This window comes from Streptosporangium amethystogenes subsp. fukuiense (genome assembly GCF_042665875.1).
In the GTDB taxonomy this organism is placed as follows: domain Bacteria; phylum Actinomycetota; class Actinomycetes; order Streptosporangiales; family Streptosporangiaceae; genus Streptosporangium; species Streptosporangium fukuiense.
The window spans coordinates 317,036-335,274 of the sequence record NZ_JBHTEE010000001.1 but is presented as its reverse complement, the minus strand read 5'-3'; the positions used below and the strand labels follow the sequence as shown (position 1 = coordinate 335,274).

The following is an 18,239-nucleotide window of genomic DNA, read 5'->3' as shown; positions in this document are numbered from 1 at the left end:
CGTTACCCCCTGGGCTGCGGTGATTCCTCATCCACCGGCTTTCCCGCTTCCGCCGCCGGTTCCGCCCCGCCCGGGTCGGGATGCGGCGAGGCCGGTGGCAGGGCGAGCGGTTCGTCACTGCTGAGCTCGGGCAGCGCCCGGTAGATCACGGCGGCCACCGGCACCGCCACCGCGGCCCCGGCGATACCCGCCAGGATGCCGCCCACGGCCAGCACCAGGATGATCGCCAGCGGGTGGAAGTGGAGCACCCTGCCGACGATCAGCGGCTGGAGCACGTGGTTCTCCAGCTGCTGCTCCACGATCAGGATGCCGATGAAGATCAGAGCGTAGATCGGCCCCTTGGCGCCGAGGGTGACCAGGGTGGCCACGGCACCGGCGAAGAAGATGCCGACGATGGGGATGAAGCTGGCCAGGAAGATCAGCACCGCGAGCGCCGCCCAGAGCGGCACCCCCATCCCGGCGAGCACGATGCCCATGACCACGCCGTGCACGGCGGCCACCGCGACCGTGCCCTGCACGTAGTGCGAGAGCGTCACCCAGGCGGTCCGCCCGGCCCTGTCGACGCGCGGCGCGACCCCGCCGAACCCCTTCAGGAACCACGACCAGATCCGGTCGCCGTCCTTGAGCATGAAGAAGGTCACGAACAGCAGCAGCACGATGGAGGCCAGCACCTCCAGCGCCACCGTGGCGCCGGTGAGGACCGTCTGGGTGATCTCGTTGCGCTGGTTGGTCATCTGCTTGCCGATCTCGTCGACCCAGCTGCTGATCTGGGTCGGCTGCAGATGCAGGGGCCCGGTGTAGAGCCAGTTCTCCACGTCCTTGGCCGTCCGGCGCACCTGGTCGACGAGGCCGGGGAACTCCTCGTTGGCACGCGCCCCGATGATCCAGCCGGTGCCGCCGAGCACCGCGAGCGCGACGATCATGGTGACCCAGGTGGCGTAGATGGGCCGCATGCCCATCGCGCGAAGCCGCCTGGTGACCGGGAACAGCAGCGCGGTCAGCAGGAGCGCGATGGCCACCGGCAGTATCACGATGTGCAACGTCGCGATGAACTGGGCGAAGTAGAAGACGGCCCAGCCGATGATGATCAGGCAGAGGCTCCACATCGCGAGGCGCAACACCGTGCGAGGTACCAGGTTCGTCAGGCGCTCCCGATCTGATGTCACACGTTCCAGACTGTCATGCCGGGAAGAGAAATGCGCGAGGGTTGTCGCAGGGACATGGAAAGCGGCGGCCCGGCCGTACGACGCCGCCGTGGATGCGCCCACCGGCGGTGACGGAGGCGGAGACCCACCCGCTTCGGGGCCGGGCGTCGGCCCACCGGGCCGGACGCCCGCCCTGTCGGGTCCGGGCGCCGACCCGCCGGGGCCGACGCCCGGCCGACCGGGATCAGCGCCCGCCCGGTCAGGGGCAGGCACTCACCCGGCTGAGGTCAGCGCTCATCCGGCGGGCGGGAGATCACCCTGTCTTCGAGGTAGCAGCTGCAGTTGCCACATCCTGGCGGCATGCCTGTCCTCCTCTCACCTGTCCTGCTGCCTTGACCGTACGACAGGATTCCCCGACGGCGAGGACAGATTCGCGTGCGCCCGGGGTCAGGTGAGGACGACCTCCACCACCAGGTCCCCCTCGCCCTCCTGGAGCACGAACTCGTCGATGACGCCCGCACCGCACAGGTCGTCCTGCGCCCGGCGCACGAGGTCGGTCCCGGCGCCGGTGACGATCAGCCGGGAGACCTCCGCGCGCATGGAGAGGCGGGCGTCGGACTTGGCCTTGCGGACCCGGCCGAGGACGGCGGCCACCACGGGCAACAGCTCGGGATCGCCTCCCCGCTCACGCGCCTGGGGCCAGGCCGCCCGGTGCACCGAGCCCTCACGCCACCAGGACCAGACCTCCTCGGTGACGAAAGGCAGGAACGGGGCGAACAACCGGAGCATGACGTCGAGCGCCTCCCGCAGCGCCGCGTGCGCCGAGCGCGCCGCAGTGCTCCCACCGTTCCCACCACTCCCGTCATTTTCGTGCGCGGTGTTCGCGTCGTCGTAGGCCCTGGCCTTGACCAGCTCCAGGTAGTCGTCGCAGAACTCCCAGAAGAACCGCTCGGTCCGCTCCAGCGCGCGGGTGTAGTCGTAGCCCTCGAAGGCCTCGGTGGTCTCGTGGACCACCTCCGACAGCCGGGCCAGCATCGACAGGTCGATCGGCTCGGTGACCTCCCCGCCCCCCTCGCCCAGGTTCAGGACGAATCTGGAGGCGTTCAGGATCTTGATGGCCAGCCGGCGGCCGACCTTGATCTGACCGGTGTCGAATGCCGTGTCGGTGCCGGGACGGCCGCCGGCCGCCCAGTAGCGGACCGCGTCGGAGCCGTACTGCTCCAGCAGGCCGAGCGGGGTGACCACGTTGCCCTGGGACTTGGACATCTTCTTGCGGTCGGGGTCGAGGATCCACCCGGAGATCGCGACGTGGCTCCAGGGCAGGGTGCCCTGCTCCAGATGGGCACGGACCACGGTGGAGAACAGCCAGGTCCGGATGATCTCGTGGGCCTGCGGGCGCAGGTCCATCGGGAAGACCCGCTCGAACAGGTCCCGGTCCCGCTCCCAGCCCCCCGCGATCTGCGGCGTCAGCGAGGAGGTGGCCCAGGTGTCCATGACGTCGGGGTCCCCGATGAAGCCGCCCGCCTTGCCCCGCTGGTCCTCGGTGTAGCCGGACGGGACGTCGGCGGAGGGATCGATCGGCAGCGCGGACTCGGGCGGCACGATCGGCGCGGAGCGGTCGGGCTCGCCCTCGCCGTCCAGCGGGTACCACACCGGGATGGGCACGCCGAAGAACCGCTGCCGGGAGATCAGCCAGTCGCCCGCCAGGCCCTGCACCCAGCTGTCGTAGCGGACCCGCATGTGCGGCGGGTGCCAGGACAGCTCCGCGCCGCGCGCCAGGAGCGCGTCGCGCAGGGCGAGGTCGCGTCCGCCGTTGCGGATGTACCACTGGCGGGTGGTGACGATCTCCAGGGGCCGGTCGCCCTTCTCGTAGAACTTCACCGCGCGCCGCACGGCGCGGGGCTCGCCCTCCATGTCGCCCGACGCGCGCAGCAGCTCCACGATCCGCTCGCGGGCGCCGTGCACGGTCCTGCCCGCCAACTCCGCGTACGGCTCCCCCGGCACGCCCTCGGGCGCGTCCGGCAGCAGCCTGCCGTCCCAGCCGATGACGGCGCGGGTGGGCAGGTCGAGCTCGCGCCACCAGACGACGTCGGTCACGTCGCCGAAGGTGCAGATCATCGCGATGCCCGAGCCCTTGTCCGGCTCGGCCAGGTGGTGGGCGAGAACCGGCACCTCGACACCGAACAGCGGTGTCCTGACCGTGGTGCCGAACAGCTGCCGGTAGCGTTCGTCGTCCGGGTGGGCAACGAGCGCGACGCAGGCGGGCAGCAGCTCGGGGCGGGTCGTCTCGATCCAGACCCGGTCACCGAACCCCCTGGCCCGCTGCTCCTCGGACAGGCTGAAGCCCAGCCGGTGGAAGGCGCCGGGCCACTCCCGGTCCTCCAGCTCGGCCTGGGCGACGGCGGTGCGGAAGGTGACGTCCCACAGCGTGGGCGCCTGGGCCATGTACGCCTCCCCCCTGGCCAGGTTGCGCAGGAAGGCACGCTGGGACGCGGTCCGCGCGGCGTCGCCGATGGTGGCGTACGTCAGCGACCAGTCGACCGACAGGCCCAGACGGCGCCAGAGCTCCTCGAACACCTTCTCGTCCTCGACGGTGAGCCGCTCACACAGCTCGATGAAGTTTCCGCGCGAGATCGGGATCTGCCGTTTGGGATCGGGTTTGGCGGGGGGCTCGAACGAGGGGTCGTAGGCGATGGAGGGGTCGCAGCGCACGCCGAAGTGGTTCTGCACCCGGCGCTCGGTGGGCAGGCCGTTGTCGTCCCAGCCCATGGGGTAGAAGACCTCGCGGCCGCGCATGCGCTGGAAGCGGGCGACGGTGTCGGTGTGGGTATAGGAGAAGACGTGGCCGACGTGGAGGGAACCGGAGACGGTCGGCGGCGGGGTGTCGATCGAGTAGATCTCCCCACGCGTGCGCGACCTGTCGAAACGGTAGGTCCCCTCGGTCTCCCAGCGGCCCGACCATACGGCTTCCAGGCCATCGAGAGTCGGCTTCTCGGGCATGGGCGCAGGGCGCGGTCGCTGTTGTGTCATGCCTCCCTATGGTATGGCTTCACGCGATGCGACGCTCGGGGAGACTAGTGTTCTTGATGCGGACAGAAAACGGGAGGACCACATGGCCGACAAGAGCGAGAAGCAGGACATGGCGTGGCGAGCCATCGGTGGCCTGCTCGGCCTCATCACCGCCTGGAGCGCCAAGAAGGTCATCGGGTTCGCCTGGGAGAAGAGCACCGGCAAGAAGCCGCCCGCCGACAGTGAGTCGCCGGACATCAGCCTCGGCGAGGCGATCGGCTACGCCGTGGTGATGGGGGTCGGCATGCAGGTGGCGCAGATCGTGGTCGCCCGCAGCGCCAGGAGGCGCTATGACGCGTGGAAGTCCCTGAAGGGGGCGGCCAAGGACGTCACCGGCTGACGGCCGCCGAACGCCCCGGCCCCGCCGGGGCCGGGGAGGACATGGGTCAGGACGACTCGAGCGAGGTGAGAAACTCCTTCGCCCAGCGGTCCACGTCATAGGTGGACACCCTCCGGCGTAGCGAGCGCATCCGGCGCGACAGGTCGTGCGGAGTCGCCCGCATCGCGGTCAGCATGATCCGCTTGAGGCCGTCGACGTCGTAGGGATTGACCATGAACGCCTGACGCAGTTCGTCGGCCGCCCCGGCGAACTCGCTGAGCACCAGCGCGCCGCCCAGGTCGTTGCGGCAGGCGACGTACTCCTTGGCGACCAGGTTCATCCCGTCACGCAACGGCGTGACCATCATCACGTCCGCCGCGAGATAGAGCGCGGCGAGCTCGTCACGGCCGTACGACTGGTGCATGTACTGCACGGGCTGCTGCCCGAGCTCTCCCTGCTCGCCGTTGATCCGGCCGACCTGGAGCTCGATCGAGTCGCGCAGCCGCATGTACTCCTCGACCCGCTCCCGGCTCGGCGTGGCGATCTGCACGAACACCGCCTCGCCCGGTTTGATCGTTTTCTCCGCGAGCAGTTCCCCGAACGCCTTCAGACGCTGGCCGATGCCCTTGGTGTAGTCGAGCCTGTCGACGCCGAGCAGTATGCACTCGGGATCGCCCAGTTCCCTGCGGATCTCCCTGGCCCTGGAGATGATGTGCGGCTCGCGGACCAGCGAGTCGAGCTCGCCGAAGTCGACGGAGATGGGGAACGCCCCGGCGCGCACCACCCGGCCGTCCACGTAGATCTCGTGCTTGTGGTGCTGGAGGCCGAGCAGGTGGCGGCAGAGCCGGATGAAGTTGGAGGCGCCGCCGGGGCGCTGGAAACCGACCATGTCCGCGCCGAGCAGTCCCTCCAGGATCTCGCGCCGCCACGGGAGCTGGACGAACAGCTCTATCGGCGGGAAGGGGATGTGCAGGAAGAAACCAATGCGCAGGTCGGGGCGGAGCTTGCGCAGCATGGCCGGGACCAGCTGGAGCTGGTAGTCCTGGACCCACACGACCGCGTTCTCCGCGGCCTCCTCGGCGGCGGCCTGGGCGAAGCGCTCGTTGACCGCACGGTAGGCGTCCCAGGTGACACGCGAGTAGACGGGGGTGGCGACCACGTCGTGGTAGAGGGGCCAGAGTGTGGCGTTGGAGAAACCCTCGTAGTAGAGCTCGACCTCGTGCTCGAACAGCGGGACGGGGACGAGCTGCATGCCGTCGTGCTCAAAGGGTTCGAGCCGTTCGCCGGGGGCCCCGTGCCAGCCGATCCAGGCCCCTTCCCTGCGCTGCAGGACCGGGGCGATCGCGGTCACGAGGCCGCCGGGGCTGCGCCGCCACATGTCCTCCCCCACCCGGTCGACGGGGAGGCGATTGGCGACGATCACAAACGTACTGCGGCCCGGCACAGATTCCTCCAGGTAGTCGGGGGCTTACTGAATTAACTACCCGTTTGAGGAGTTTCTATGGCTTTCCAGGCGGAAGGGCATGATGAACCCGCAGATCACTCCGTACCATCTCGCCGAGTTTCTTCGTGGCGGCGCGGTTGAGGACCCCTCCCGCCACAGCGCCGGTGAGAAAGGGACCCAGGGTGGTGAGGTGGCGTCCGAGAGTGCGCATCAGCCTGTTGCGCAGGGCGGTCTTGGTGGCGGCGCCGAGCGCGACGGTCATCGTTCCGGGGGACATGGGGTCGACACCGCGCTGTCTGGACCAGGCCGCCGCGAAGGCCATGGCCCGCTGGGAACCGTTGCCGGGCACCTGCATCCCGTACACCTCGTGGAGCTCCGCGATGAGCTTGACCTCGATCGCGGCGACGACGAGGGTCTCGGCCACCAGCTGGGCGGGGGCGGAGAGCAGAAGGGGAGGAGTGGCGAACTCGGCCGCGGCGACGGCCCCGCCGATGGCTCCGACCGTCATGGTGGCCTTGGCCGCGGTGCGCACCAGGTCGTCCGCCAGCGCCTCGGCGGTGAGGCCGTGGTGGTGCTCGGAGAGGGTGTGCAGGTCCCGGATGGGAATGCGGGGCGCCACGGCCATGAACGCGTCGGTCAGCCAGCGGCCCCGGCCCGCCCCCGGCTCCCTGGCCTTCCCGGCTCTCCGGGTCAGTGCTTTCGTGAGGCGGCCGAGCAGCTTTCGCCGCTCGGCCCCATCCATGTCACCCGGCTCCGCGAGCCGGCCGACGATCTCGGCTACTTCCCGATCAGACGCGTCGGACGACTCCCCGGCAGTGGAGTCGTCCGGCGCCGCATCGGTCTGCCTGTTCTCTGACGTCATGTCTCGGAACCTCCTCAAGGCTGTCCTGGGCCCCTATCCCATGGCTGGAAGAGCACACCCCGAACAGGCCATCGGAATTATCGTCAAGCCGCGCATTCCCGGCATATCTGCTGACCGTTCTTCTCAACGGCGAGCTGACTGCGGTGGTGCACCAAGAAGCAACGCGCGCAGGTGAACTCGTCGGCCTGACGAGGAATCACCCGGAGCGAGAGCTCCTCGTTCGACAGGTCCGCGCCCGGCAGTTCGAGCGACTCGGCGAGATCCGTCTCGTCGATGTCGATGCTGCCCGAGGACTTGTCGGTACGGCGGGCCTGCAGTTCCTGAAGACTGTCCTCACTGAGGTCGTCGTCGGTCTTGCGTGGGCTGTCGTAATCGGTAGCCATCGGTCTGCTCCATCCCCCTCATCTATCTGTGTGCGCTCACTCGCGCGTGTGTAACGTTCGAGAGGCACGACTTGTGCCCGATCTGCCGACGAGATTCCTGCTTCGGTACCCTGCCGGAATGGTCACTGAACCTCCCTACACGTGAGGGACGTACTGCCAATGGCCACGGTTAGCCAAATATGGCGTAAACCACAGCATCGGCGGCATGCACCACCGTGTTCGACGGCACATCCAACCACATGTACGGCGTGAACGAGACGCCCCCCGCCGGATCAACGTGCCTGAAGTCGCACGGTGACCACCAGACCTCCTCCGTCCCTGGGGATGGCGGTCACGTTGCCCCCGTGAGCCCGCACCACCGCGCGGACGATGGAAAGCCCGAGCCCCGCCCCCTTGTCGGAGTCGACCCGATCGGCGTTGAGCCGCCGGAACGGCTCGAAAAGACTGTTCACCTCGTACGCGGGGATATGCGGCCCCGTGTTGGCCACCTGAACAACCAGCGCGCCCTCCACCATTCCCGTCCTGACCCACAGGCGTCCGGACTCGGGGAGGTTGTGCTTGATGGCGTTCTCCACCAGGTTGGCCACACAGCGTTCCAGGAGCACCGGATCACCGACGGTCCCGGCACTGCGGAGCTCGGTGATCACGGTGACCTCGGCCTCCGCGGCCCGCGTGGCGAGCTGGTCGACGGCCGTCTCGGCCACGTCCTTCATGTCCACCGGCTTGCGCACGCTCAGCTCGCGCTCGCTGCGTGCCAGCAGCAGCAGGCCCTCGATCAGGCGTTCGTTGCGGGCGTTGACCTCCAGGAGGGTGCGGCCCAGCGCCTTGAGATCGCCCGACGCCTCCGGGTCGCCCAGCGCGATCTCCAGGACCGTCCGGTTGATCGTCAGCGGGGTGCGGAGCTCGTGCGAGGCGTTGGCCACGAATCTTCGCTGTGTGTCGAAGGCCACATTGAGCCTGGTGAGCATCTCGTCGAAGGTGTCGGCCAGCTCCTTCAGCTCGTCGTCGGGCCCCTTGAGGTCGATCCGCTCGTGGGCGAGCGTGGAGCCCGACAGCTTGCGGGCCGTGGCGGTCATCTGCTGGATCGGCTTGAGCGCCCGGTCGGCGACGATGTAGCCGATGATGACCGCCAGGATGCCGACCCCGAGCAGGGCCAGCAGCGAACGGGCCAGCAGTTCCCTCTGTACCGCGACGGTCGCGGCGTGCTGCTGCCAGTACCACTGCCGCTGGGCCTCGCGCGCCACCTCGGGAGAGACCAGCCCGTCCAGGTTGAGCGGGTAGTCCGGCCACACCGCGCCCAGCGCCCAGCCCACCATCAGGTAGATCACAAGCATGAGCAGGGCACCCGCGGTGAAGAACAGCGTGGCGTAGGTGATGGTCAGCCGCCACCGGATGCTGACCCGGTCCACGATCGCCCGCAGCCGGCTCAGCGGGGTGTGCTCGACCGGCATCGTGCCCGCCGGCGGCGGACCGTCCCAGCTGGGCGGACCGGTCGGCGGCGGGGGCTGAGCACCTTTGCCCGGGGGGCCGGACCCGAGCTGCTCGCTCTTCCAGGCTCCCCGCTCGGAGTGCGGGCTGATCATCGGGTGGGTCGGCACGGCCCCCCGGTCCTTGTCCGCCGGGACGAACGTCGGACGCTCCTCTCCCCCGCCTGCCGGAACGTTCACAACCGGTACCCGACCCCTGGCACCGTCTCGATCACCTGAGGCTCGCCCAGTTTCTTTCTCAGCGTCATCATGGTGACGCGCACCACGTTGGTGAACGGGTCGATGTTCTCGTCCCACGCCTTGTCCAGCAGATCCTCCTGGCTGACGACCGCGCCCTCGGCGCGCATCAGCTCCTCCAGGACCGCGAACTCCTTCTTGGTGAGCGCCACCTCCGCGCCGTCCCTGGTCACCAGCCGCTTGCCGGGATCCAGGCGGACCCCCGCCCGCTCCAGCACCGGCGGCAGCGCCGGGGCGGAGCGGCGGCCCAGCGCCCGCACCCGCGCGACGAGCTCGATGAACACGAAGGGCTTGGCCAGGTAGTCGTCGGCGCCCAGCCCCAGCCCCTCCACCTTGTCGTCGACGTCGCCCGACGCGGTCAGCATGAGAATCCGCGACGCGGTACGGGAGGCCACCAGCCGGCGGCAGACCTCGTCACCGTGCACCTTGGGCAGGTCACGGTCCAGGACGATGACGTCGTAGTCGATGTAGCCCGTCCGCTCCAGCGCGCCGGCGCCGTCGTAGGCCACGTCCACGGCCATCGCCTCGCGCCGGAGCCCGGTCGCGATCGCGTCGGCGAGCACCCGCTCGTCCTCGACCACAAGCACTCGCACGGCTTATGGCACCTCCCGTCACATTCCATGAGCAGCCGCTGGAACGGCCCCTCATTCTCGCCCCATCCCCTGTAAGCACACGGTAAGGCCCTCCCAGGGGTAGACACTCCGTGTGATGTCGGAAACACACAGGTTTAGCTTCCCGGCCGCCATGGGTACAGCCGGTTCCAGTCTCCATCGCGGTACCTTCCGCCCCCATACGCCCGTGAGAAAGAAGGTGAGATGGGCGAGTTCACCACCACAATCGAACACCGCCTCGACCAGGCATACCGGAATCTGCAGGAGGCCAGGTCCTCCGGCGATGACTACCTCGCCGACACCTTCACCGCCGAGATCGAGGATCTCCAGCGTCTGGCCACAGACAACGGCGTCCCCATTCAGCGCTGATGGGAGGAAGCCCCCCGGCCATCTTGGCCGGGGGGCTCCCTCATGCCCGTACCGCGAGGATCCGGAGCGCGACGCCTCAGGCGTCGCGCTCCGGATCCAGCGGGAGCAGCAGGTCGTGCAGTTCCTCGAACAGACCGGGCGCCGCGCACAGGACGAGGCCGGGATTGGCCGGTCTGCCGGCCAGTCCACCGAGCCTGGCCCCCGCCTCCTGGGCGATGAGGCCGCCGGCCCCGTAGTCCCAGACGTTCGGGCCGCGCTCGTAGTAGCCGTCCACCCGTCCCGCCGCCACCGAGCAGAGGTCCGAGGCCGCCGATCCACCCCTGCGGATGTCACGTACCCGCGGCACCACGTGACGGAGCACCTCCGCCTGCACCTCGCGCCGCCCGCGCTCGTAGCCGAATCCGGTGGCGATCAGTGCCCGGTCCAGCGGCACACCGGTGTTACAGCGCAGTCGCTCCCCCGCCAGCCAAGCGCCCCCGTCCTTGACGGCGGTGAACACCTCTCCGCGGGGCACGACGTTGACCACCCCCGCGATCACCTCGCCGTCCACCTCGACCGCGATGCTGACCGCCCACTCGGGCAACCCGTACAGGAAGTTGACGGTCCCGTCGATCGGGTCGACGATCCAGCGGACCCTGCCGTCGCCGGTGGCGCCTCCCTCCTCGCCGAGGATCGCGTCGCCGGGCCTGACCGCCCGGATCCTGTCGCGGATCAGCTCCTCCGAGGCCCGGTCGAGGGCTGTCACCACGTCGGTGGGACTGGATTTGGTGACCAGCACCTCGGGACGGGACGGGCGCTTGGCCAGGAGCATCTCGCCGGCCTCCCTGGCTATCTCCTCCGCCAGCCTGCCGAAGGTCACGGTACTGTCCAATCCCCTCACCACTTCCTCACTCGCTCCTCACTCGCCTCGCCGGACCCGGGAACCGGCCCTGTCCTCCGCCGGCCGAAGGACACGGCACGGGTTCACGACAGCGACTCAGGGCGTTTCCACTCGCGGCCGAGGACATGCTGATCCAGGAAGGCCAGCACGGTCTCGTACCAGACGACCGCGTTGCCCGGCTTGAGCACCCAGTGGTTCTCGTCGGGAAAGTACAGGAACTTCGACTCCACGTCGGAGCGCTGCAGGTCCCACCAGAGACGCAGCGCCTCGCCGATGGGGACCCGGTAGTCCTTGTCCCCGTGGATGACCAGTATCGGGGTGGAGATGTTCCCCAGCGACCGGTGCGGAGAGAGCTTCGCGTACAGCCCGGTGCCCGGGGCTCCGAACTCGCGCTGCCAGTACATCGACGCGTCGGTGGTGCCGGCGAACTGGTCGAGGTTCCAGAGCGAGGCGTGGGTGACGATCGCACTGAACCTGTCGGTGTGCCCGGCGACCCAGTTGGCCATGTAGCCGCCGAACGAGCCGCCCATGGCGGCGGTCCTGGTGGCGTCGACCTCGGGCAACTCCAACGCGGCGTCGGTGATCGCCATCAGGTCGGCGTGGGTGCGCGGGCCCCAGTTGGCCCAGCCGCGCCGGATCATCTCCGGCCCGTACCCGGTGGAGATGCACGGATCGGGGAGCAGCACGGCGTAACCGTGCTGGGCCATGATCCATGGGTTCCAGCGCCAGGACCAGTCGTTCCAGCTGCCCAGCGGGCCGCCGTGGATCCACAGCAGGAGCGGCGCGGGATTCTTCGCCGAGGCTCCCTCGGGCAGCGTCAGCCAGGCCCTGATCTCCATGCCGTCGTCGGCGGTCGTGATCACCTCGGTGAGCCGGCCGGGCAACTCCAGTTCGGGGGCGGGGGAGGGCAGCTTCTCGACGGTGCCGTCCGCGGCCACCCTGACCGGGGCCGCGGGCGCGTCCACCGCGCCGCGCAGCGCGTAGACGGTGCCGTCGGGCGCGACGTTGAGCGAGGCGTACGCGGCGTCGTCACCGGTGAGCCGCTCCGGCGCGGAGCCGTCGGCCGGGACCCGGAAGATCGGGCGGCGGCCGTGATGGTCGGCGGCCACGAACAGCGAGCGGGAGTCAGGCGCCCAGACGATGTCGGACGGCCAGAGCGCCCCGCCCGCGGGGTGGCCCTCACCGGTGGCCAGATCGACGATCCACAGGGTGCTCTCGGGGATGTGGTCGATGTCGGCGTGGTTACTCCGGACGCACGCGACCAGGCGTCCGTCGGGAGAGATCCTGATCGGCCCGTCGAAGTCGTGGCCGTCGGCGGCGGCGAGGACACGCCTGGCCCCGCCGTTGGCCGTCTCGATGGCGACCAGTTCGAAACGGAGCTCGCCATGCGGCAGCGAGACCCCCCAGGTGGCCACGACCGTGGAACCGTCCGGCGTCACGTCGTAGGCGCTGTGGCTCGCCAGGGCCTTGCCGGGCTGGGGGGTGAGGTCCCTGACCTCGGTCAGCCGCTCCTCCTCGCCCAGCGTGCCCGCGAACAGCCGGGGCTCGCCGGGACCTAGATCGTGATCCCAGTAACGCACCGGGTAGCTCTCGTGCAGAATCGCACTGATCCCCGCCTCCTTGCGCGTCTTGCGCCGCTCGGCCTCCCCCGCCTCGTCTCCCGGGAGCACGTCGGAGCAGAAGACCACGGTCTGCCCGCCGGTCGCGAATCCGGCGACACCCCCCGGTCTGGACGCGATCTGCCGGGCCTCTCCTCCCGCCGCGGGCAGCAGCCAGAGCGCCGGAACCTCCTCGTCGGCCTCCTTGACCGTCGGGTCGGGCCTGCGCGAGCCGAAGAGCAGATCACCACGCTGGGTGAACTCGGCCCCGGCCTCGCCCCTGACCGATCTGGTCAGCCGATGCGGCCTTCGGCCGTCGAGCGGGATCTCCCAGAGGGAGGTTCCGTAGGATCTGCCATCGGGGTTGAGCGCCTGCACCACGCTGACCAGGCGCGTTCCATCGGGGGATAGCCGCAGGGATGCCACCCGCGGCACGCCGACATAATCGCGGATGTCGTTAAATGGGGTCACAGTTTCGAACCTACCCCGGCTGCCGTCTTCGGACATGCCCCCAAACACTCATCCACAAATGTTGTTGATGACGGACTACTCATGGTGACCATGCGAGAGAACACCCCGGCATGCGGTTTGATGAAGGCCATGGGGAATTACGACGCACTGCTCGTCGTCTCGTTCGGGGGTCCCGAGAAGCCTGACGACGTGATGCCGTTCCTGGAGAACGTGGTGCGGGGCCGTGGGATCCCGCGCGAGCGGCTGTTGGAGGTCGAGGCGCACTACCAGCGCTTCGGTGGGGTCAGCCCGATCAACCAGCAGTGCCGCGACCTGATCGCGGCCCTGGCACCGACCATCGACCTTCCGATCTACTGGGGCAACCGCAACTGGCACCCCTACCTGGAGGACACGCTCCGCGAGATGGCGGGCGACGGCGTGCGCAGGGCGGCGGCCTTCGTCACCTCGGCCTACAGCTCGTACTCGAGCTGCCGGCAGTACATCGACGACATCGCGCTGGCCAGGGCCGCGGTCGAGGGTGCCCCCGAGGTGGTCAAGCTCCGGCACTACTTCGACCACCCGGGCTTCATCGCGGCGATGGCCGACCACACCCGCGAGGCGCTGGACCGGCTGCCCGACGGGCTCGGCGACTCCGCCCGGCTGGTCTTCACGGCGCACAGTATTCCGGTCTCGATGGCCGAGACGGCCGGCGAGAGCGGCGGGGCGTACGAGGCTCAGCTGCGCCGCGCGGCCACGCTGGTCACCGCCGAGCTGGGTGGCGACAGGCCGTGGGACCTGGTCTGGCAGAGCCGGAGCGGTGCCCCCCACATTCCGTGGCTGGAGCCCGACGTCTGCGACCATCTGCCGGAGGTCGACGCCCCGGCGGTGGTGCTGGTGCCGATCGGTTTCGTCTCCGACCACATGGAGGTCGTCTACGACCTCGACGTGGAGGCCGCGGCGACGGCGAGGAAGATCGGCCTGCCGCTGGTCAGGGCGGCCACGGCCGGCACCCACCCCCGGTTCGTCTCGATGGTCTCGGAGCTGCTCGCCGAACCCGAGCCCGTCGCGTGCTCGGCCACCTGCTGCCCGGCGCCGCCGCGCCGCCGCGGCTAGGGAGCCGGCGCCTCAGGGATAGGCGGCGGCATAGCCGCGGGAGATGGCCAGAACTTTGGAGACGTACGACCAGGAGTGGTTGTAGAACCAGATGGCCTTCTCCAGCTTCTTGCCGCCCTGGGCCGCTCCGTTGGCGCACAGGTAGTTGGCCGCCGACGGGACCGCGTCGTAGGGGCTCCAGATGTCGGCGACACCGTCGCCGTCGCCGTCCACGCCGTAGGCCTTCCAGGTGGCGGGCATGAACTGCATCGGTCCCTGCGCGCCCGCGGAGGAGGGACCGTTGTTGCGCCCGTGGGAGCTCTCCACCTGGCCGATCGCGGCCAGCACCGTCCAGGAGAGCCCCGGGCAGACCTCGGCCGAGGCGCGATAGAGCTCCAGGTAGCTGCCGGGTCTGCCGACCGTCACCCGGGCCGCCTTCGCGGTCTTGTCGGTACCGGTCTTCGCCGGGGCCGTCTTGTCCGTGTCGGCCTTGCCCGTACCGGCCTTCGCCGTGCCGGACCCACCGACGGCGACCACCTGGGAGCCTGAGCCGAGCAGCCTGCCCACCCGGGCCCTGAGCACGGCGGTGGCCTTCTCGGGCCCGTGCACGAGCAGCGCCACTCCCGGCGGCAGGCCCAGCCTGCGGCCGGTCTCCTCCCCCACGATGCCGTCCACGCCCGGCAGGCCCAAGGCGGCCGAGGCCGCGGCCCGCAGCCGGGGACCATCGTCCACCTGGTACTCCGCACCGAGGACCAGCCCCAGGCGGCGCGCCGCCGAGCTGTCCGCGACGAACTCGCCCCTGGCCAGGGCGCTCCACACCTCCTGCTGGTCGGCGACGGCCCTGGGAACCCACGCCCGGAAACGGGCGGGGTCGACCGCGAGGAGGTTGAGTCCGACCCCGGACACCTTGACCGCCCCGCCGTCGAAGGAGTCGATCTTCTGAACGTACTTGAGCCGGGAGATGTCCTCCTTGCTCTGCTCGGTCAGCGTCGACGGGGATATGACCAGTAGCCGGGGCGGGGTGGAGGTGAACCCCGGGCTGTCCGCCCCTTGGGGGCCGGGGGTCCCGGACGGCTGCGAGGCCGGGGTCTCCGGGGCGGGGCTCTGCGGGGCAGCGTTCTCCGGGTTTACCGGGTCCGCCGTGGCCGGCGGGGTCGCCGACCGGCCGACCACCGGCGCGATCGCCGCCAGGTCCCGGATGCGGGACTCCGTGACGGCGTTCCCGTCCGGGGCCGCGGGACGGCCACCGGTGATCACTGCGAGCGCGACGCCACCGAGAGCGACAAGTACGGCTAGAGCAACCATCACTGGGACGAATGCCCTCAACCCGGGAAGACGTGACACCGCGCTCACGTTAGCCTCAACGGCCCCCGTCGGGAGCCGTTGCCTGGAAAATCACTTGCCGAGAAGCGACTCCGTGCGGAATCGTCGGCATGTTCCACCCGCATAAAGCATCAGGGAGTGTCAGTGGTCGGGCCGTACCGGGGGCTCTTCAGTACGCCCGGCGTCAAGGGCTTCGTCATCGCGGGATTCTTCGGGCGGATGCCCATGTCGATGCTCGGCATCGGCATCGTGCTGCTCATCGAGGCGCTCACCGACTCCTACGCGACGGCGGGAGCGGTCGCGGCCACCGTCAGCGTCTCCTTGGCCGTCGCCGCTCCCCTGTCGGGGCGCCTGGTGGACAGGTTCGGCCAGGCCAGGATAGTCATCCCGCTCACGCTGGCGCACGGCGCCACGCTGACCGGCATGATGCTCTGCGCCAAGTTCGGCGCCCCCCGGTGGACGCTCTTCGCCACCGGTGTCGCGGTCGGCGCGACCGCGCTCTCGCTCGGCTCGCTCGTGCGCGCCCGCTGGTCGCACCTGCTGGGCGGGACGGCGAGGCTGCACACGGCGTTCTCCTTCGAGTCGGTCGCGGACGAGGTCATCTTCGTCGCGGGTCCGGCACTGGTCACCGCCCTGGCCACCATGATCAACCCGTACGCGGGCCTGATCGTGGCTCTGACCTGCACGACCATAGGCACCATCGCCTTCGGGCTGCAGCGTGGCACGGAGCCGCCCATCCGCCCCAGGGAAGAGCGCTCGGGCACCCCGATCACCATCCCCGGCGTCGCCCTGATGTCATGCGCCTTCCTGGCGATGGGGGCGGTGTTCGGCTCTGTCGACCTGGTCACGGTGGCGTTCGCCGAGGAACAGGGCGCCAAACCCGCCGCCGGCCTGCTGCTCGCCTCGTTCGCCGGCGGGAGCCTGGTCTCCGGGCTCTGGTACGGCGCACGGCAGTGGACCGTCTCGCTGCGCGGCAGGTTCATCGGCTCGCTGGCGGTGTTCGCCCTGGGCCTGACCCCGATCATGCTCATCGACGACGTCAGGACCATGGCGGGCGCGCTCTTCCTGGCCGGGCTGGCCATCTCCCCGACCGTCATCACCGGCTACAGCCTGACCGAGCAGCTGGTCCCCGTCCACCTGCTCACCGAGGGCATGGCCTGGATCTCGACCTCGGTCGGGTTCGGCGTGGCGATCGGCGCGTGGGCGGGCGGCAGGCTCACCGACGCGTTCGGCGCTTCCAACGCCTACGGATTCTCCTTCGTCTGTGCCCTGCTGGCCGTGACGGTCGGCGTCGGCGGCTCCGCCTGGCTGCGAACCCCTGTCGCCCGGCAGCAATCATGAGTATTGTTCATATTCGCTGGCGGAGCGAGTGACGAACCGGCGGTAACCCGCGTCCCAGGGGCGTCGACGCCCGCGACAGGGCCGGGTGACGCCCGCAGGGCAGGAGCGAACATGGGCGAGACCTTCCGCAACTGGGCGGGAAACCAATCCGCCACCCCCACGGAGGTCCGTACGCCGTCCGATGCCGAGGGGGTCTCGCGGGCGGTGCGCGACGCCGTCGCCTCGGGACGCCGGGTGCGGATGATCGGCAGCGGGCACTCGTTCACCTCGGTCGCCCTGACCGACGGCATCCTGCTGCGGCCGGACGCGCTGACCGGGATCCGCGAGGTGGGAGACGGCTGGGTGACGGCCGAGGCGGGGACGACGATCGGCACGCTCAACCGGGAACTGCACCAAAGGGGGCTGGCCCTGGCCAACATGGGCGACATCGACGCCCAGACCCTGGCCGGGGCCGTCCAGACCGGCACCCACGGCACCGGCAGGGACCTCGGCGGACTGGCCGACCAGGTGCTGGCACTGGAGATGGTGCTCGCCGACGGCGAGATCGTCACAGTCCGCGGCGACGGCGAGGGGAAGATCCGCGGGGTGGCCGAGCAGGACCTGTTCGACGCGGCCAGGGTGGGCCTGGGCGCCCTCGGCGTGGTGACCGCGGTGACCTTCCGGGTGGAGCCCTCCTTCCTGCTGCGCAGCGTCCGGGAGCCGATGGCGCTGTCCTCGATCCTGGACTCCCTCGACTCCCTCGTCACCGGCAACGAGCACCTCGACTTCTTCTGGATGCCGCACACCGACACCTGCCTGACCAAGCGCAACAACCGCAGCCCCGGCCCGGCCCGGCCGCCGAGCGCGCTGAGGTACTGGCTCGACAACCACTTCATGGAGAACACCCTGTTCGGCGCGGTGTGCGGCATCGGTGGCCGCTACCCGGGCGCCATCCCCCGGCTCAACGCGCTCTCGGCCGCGACGCTGTCGGCCTCGACCCACACCGACGCCTCACATCGGATCTTCACGAGCGTGCGCCGGGTACGCTTCCTGGAGATGGAGTACGCCATCGCGCGCGAGCACCTCGGCCAGGCCCTTCGCGAGGTCCGCGACCTGCTGGAGGTCAGGGACTGGAAGATCAGCTTCCCGATCGAGGTGCGGGTCACCCCCGCCTCGGACGCCTGGCTGTCCACCGCCTACGGCAGGGACTCGGCCTACATCGCCTGCCACGTCTACCGGCCGACCCCGAACCCCGCCTACTTCGAGGGCGTTGAGGAGATCATGACGAGGCTCGGCGGCCGCCCGCACTGGGGCAAGCTGCACACTCGCGACGCGACCTACCTGACGAGGGTCTATCCCCGGTTCGCCGACTTCCTGATGGTACGGGACGCCCTCGACCCCGGACGCGCGTTCGCCAACGAGTATCTCGACACCGTCCTGGGCTGAGGGCCGCCGAGGCGGCCCCGTTCCCCCGATTCGGCCGCTTCTCACAAGCTTTCGGTAAAGGGTGACGCAAAGGCTCGCTCGAAGAGTGACGCGTCCGCGTGTCCCGTCGTTCCCCCGGCACGTGCGACGGGCAGATTCGCAGACGCCCGCGCCGCTCGACCCCGAGGGAGTCCGCTGGAGATGACCTTCTCCCGCCGTCCATGC

At 69.8% G+C, this 18,239-nt stretch carries 15 protein-coding genes; 5 read left to right on the top strand and 10 right to left on the bottom strand.

What is annotated here, in order from left to right:
* Positions 1–2 precede the first annotated feature (2 nt).
* Positions 3–1,166, bottom strand: a complete 1,164-nt coding sequence (locus tag ACFQVD_RS01500; RefSeq protein WP_343967590.1) for an AI-2E family transporter — start codon at positions 1,164–1,166, stop codon at positions 3–5.
* A 426-nt stretch (positions 1,167–1,592) separates the two neighbouring features.
* A complete protein-coding gene (valS, locus tag ACFQVD_RS01495) occupies positions 1,593–4,175 on the bottom strand; it encodes a valine--tRNA ligase (protein WP_343967592.1) in 2,583 nt (860 codons plus the stop codon).
* An 82-nt stretch (positions 4,176–4,257) separates the two neighbouring features.
* Between valS and ACFQVD_RS01490 the strand changes: the two genes are divergently transcribed.
* Positions 4,258–4,554 (top strand): DUF4235 domain-containing protein, encoded by a 297-nt coding sequence (locus tag ACFQVD_RS01490; protein WP_343967594.1) that lies wholly within the window; start codon positions 4,258–4,260, stop codon positions 4,552–4,554.
* Between the two features lie 46 nt (positions 4,555–4,600).
* Here the strand turns inward: ACFQVD_RS01490 and ACFQVD_RS01485 are convergent, their stop codons facing one another.
* The 5 genes from ACFQVD_RS01485 to ACFQVD_RS01465 form a co-directional block, all read right to left on the bottom strand.
* Positions 4,601–5,977, bottom strand: coding sequence for an alpha,alpha-trehalose-phosphate synthase (UDP-forming) (locus ACFQVD_RS01485; protein WP_343967596.1), 1,377 nt, complete (start codon positions 5,975–5,977; stop codon positions 4,601–4,603).
* Between the two features lie 55 nt (positions 5,978–6,032).
* Positions 6,033–6,839 (bottom strand): hypothetical protein, encoded by an 807-nt coding sequence (locus tag ACFQVD_RS01480; RefSeq protein ID WP_364153153.1) that lies wholly within the window; start codon positions 6,837–6,839, stop codon positions 6,033–6,035.
* 83 nt (positions 6,840–6,922) lie between these two features.
* Positions 6,923–7,222 carry a DUF4193 domain-containing protein gene (locus ACFQVD_RS01475; RefSeq protein WP_030914836.1) on the bottom strand — a complete coding sequence of 100 codons (300 nt, stop codon included), beginning with the start codon at positions 7,220–7,222 and terminating at the stop codon, positions 6,923–6,925.
* A gap of 272 nt (positions 7,223–7,494) precedes the next feature.
* Positions 7,495–8,805, bottom strand: coding sequence for a sensor histidine kinase (locus ACFQVD_RS01470; RefSeq protein ID WP_343967688.1), 1,311 nt, complete (start codon positions 8,803–8,805; stop codon positions 7,495–7,497).
* An 80-nt stretch (positions 8,806–8,885) separates the two neighbouring features.
* Positions 8,886–9,539, bottom strand: a complete 654-nt coding sequence (locus ACFQVD_RS01465; protein WP_343967605.1) for a response regulator transcription factor — start codon at positions 9,537–9,539, stop codon at positions 8,886–8,888.
* A gap of 222 nt (positions 9,540–9,761) precedes the next feature.
* Between ACFQVD_RS01465 and ACFQVD_RS01460 the strand changes: the two genes are divergently transcribed.
* Positions 9,762–9,926 (top strand): hypothetical protein, encoded by a 165-nt coding sequence (locus tag ACFQVD_RS01460; protein ID WP_169750159.1) that lies wholly within the window; start codon positions 9,762–9,764, stop codon positions 9,924–9,926.
* Between the two features lie 76 nt (positions 9,927–10,002).
* Here ACFQVD_RS01460 and ACFQVD_RS01455 read toward each other — a convergent pair whose 3' ends face one another.
* Together ACFQVD_RS01455 and ACFQVD_RS01450 are read right to left on the bottom strand one after the other, a co-directional pair.
* Positions 10,003–10,797 carry an inositol monophosphatase family protein gene (locus ACFQVD_RS01455; protein WP_343967608.1) on the bottom strand — a complete coding sequence of 265 codons (795 nt, stop codon included), beginning with the start codon at positions 10,795–10,797 and terminating at the stop codon, positions 10,003–10,005.
* Positions 10,798–10,889: 92 nt separating this feature from the next.
* Entirely contained in the window at positions 10,890–12,911 is a 2,022-nt protein-coding gene (locus ACFQVD_RS01450; RefSeq protein ID WP_386274183.1) for a S9 family peptidase, read from the bottom strand.
* Positions 12,912–13,004: 93 nt separating this feature from the next.
* On the opposite strand from ACFQVD_RS01450, the gene ACFQVD_RS01445 reads away from it, so the two are divergent.
* Entirely contained in the window at positions 13,005–13,967 is a 963-nt protein-coding gene (locus ACFQVD_RS01445; RefSeq protein WP_343967614.1) for a ferrochelatase, read from the top strand.
* A gap of 12 nt (positions 13,968–13,979) precedes the next feature.
* Here the strand turns inward: ACFQVD_RS01445 and ACFQVD_RS01440 are convergent, their stop codons facing one another.
* Positions 13,980–15,251, bottom strand: coding sequence for a lytic murein transglycosylase (locus tag ACFQVD_RS01440; protein ID WP_343967616.1), 1,272 nt, complete (start codon positions 15,249–15,251; stop codon positions 13,980–13,982).
* Positions 15,252–15,407: 156 nt separating this feature from the next.
* Here ACFQVD_RS01440 and ACFQVD_RS01435 point away from each other — a divergent pair, with 156 nt between their 5' ends.
* On the top strand, positions 15,408–16,610 hold the full coding sequence (locus tag ACFQVD_RS01435) for an MFS transporter (RefSeq protein WP_343967618.1): 1,203 nt from the start codon (positions 15,408–15,410) through the stop codon (positions 16,608–16,610).
* Positions 16,611–16,721: 111 nt separating this feature from the next.
* A complete protein-coding gene (locus ACFQVD_RS01430) occupies positions 16,722–18,035 on the top strand; it encodes a D-arabinono-1,4-lactone oxidase (protein WP_343967620.1) in 1,314 nt (437 codons plus the stop codon).
* Positions 18,036–18,239 lie beyond the last annotated feature (204 nt).

Coding starts and splice junctions, on each gene's coding strand:
- ACFQVD_RS01490 (WP_343967594.1), top strand. CDS start 4,258: ATGGCCGACAAGAGCGAGAAGCAGGACATGGCGTGGCGAGCCATCGGT.
- ACFQVD_RS01440 (WP_343967616.1), bottom strand. CDS start 15,251: ATGGTTGCTCTAGCCGTACTTGTCGCTCTCGGTGGCGTCGCGCTCGCA.
- ACFQVD_RS01450 (WP_386274183.1), bottom strand. CDS start 12,911: ATGTCCGAAGACGGCAGCCGGGGTAGGTTCGAAACTGTGACCCCATTT.
- ACFQVD_RS01460 (WP_169750159.1), top strand. CDS start 9,762: ATGGGCGAGTTCACCACCACAATCGAACACCGCCTCGACCAGGCATAC.
- ACFQVD_RS01430 (WP_343967620.1), top strand. CDS start 16,722: ATGGGCGAGACCTTCCGCAACTGGGCGGGAAACCAATCCGCCACCCCC.
- ACFQVD_RS01470 (WP_343967688.1), bottom strand. CDS start 8,805: ATGATCAGCCCGCACTCCGAGCGGGGAGCCTGGAAGAGCGAGCAGCTC.
- valS (WP_343967592.1), bottom strand. CDS start 4,175: ATGACACAACAGCGACCGCGCCCTGCGCCCATGCCCGAGAAGCCGACT.
- ACFQVD_RS01445 (WP_343967614.1), top strand. CDS start 13,005: ATGGGGAATTACGACGCACTGCTCGTCGTCTCGTTCGGGGGTCCCGAG.
- ACFQVD_RS01475 (WP_030914836.1), bottom strand. CDS start 7,222: ATGGCTACCGATTACGACAGCCCACGCAAGACCGACGACGACCTCAGT.
- ACFQVD_RS01480 (WP_364153153.1), bottom strand. CDS start 6,839: ATGACGTCAGAGAACAGGCAGACCGATGCGGCGCCGGACGACTCCACT.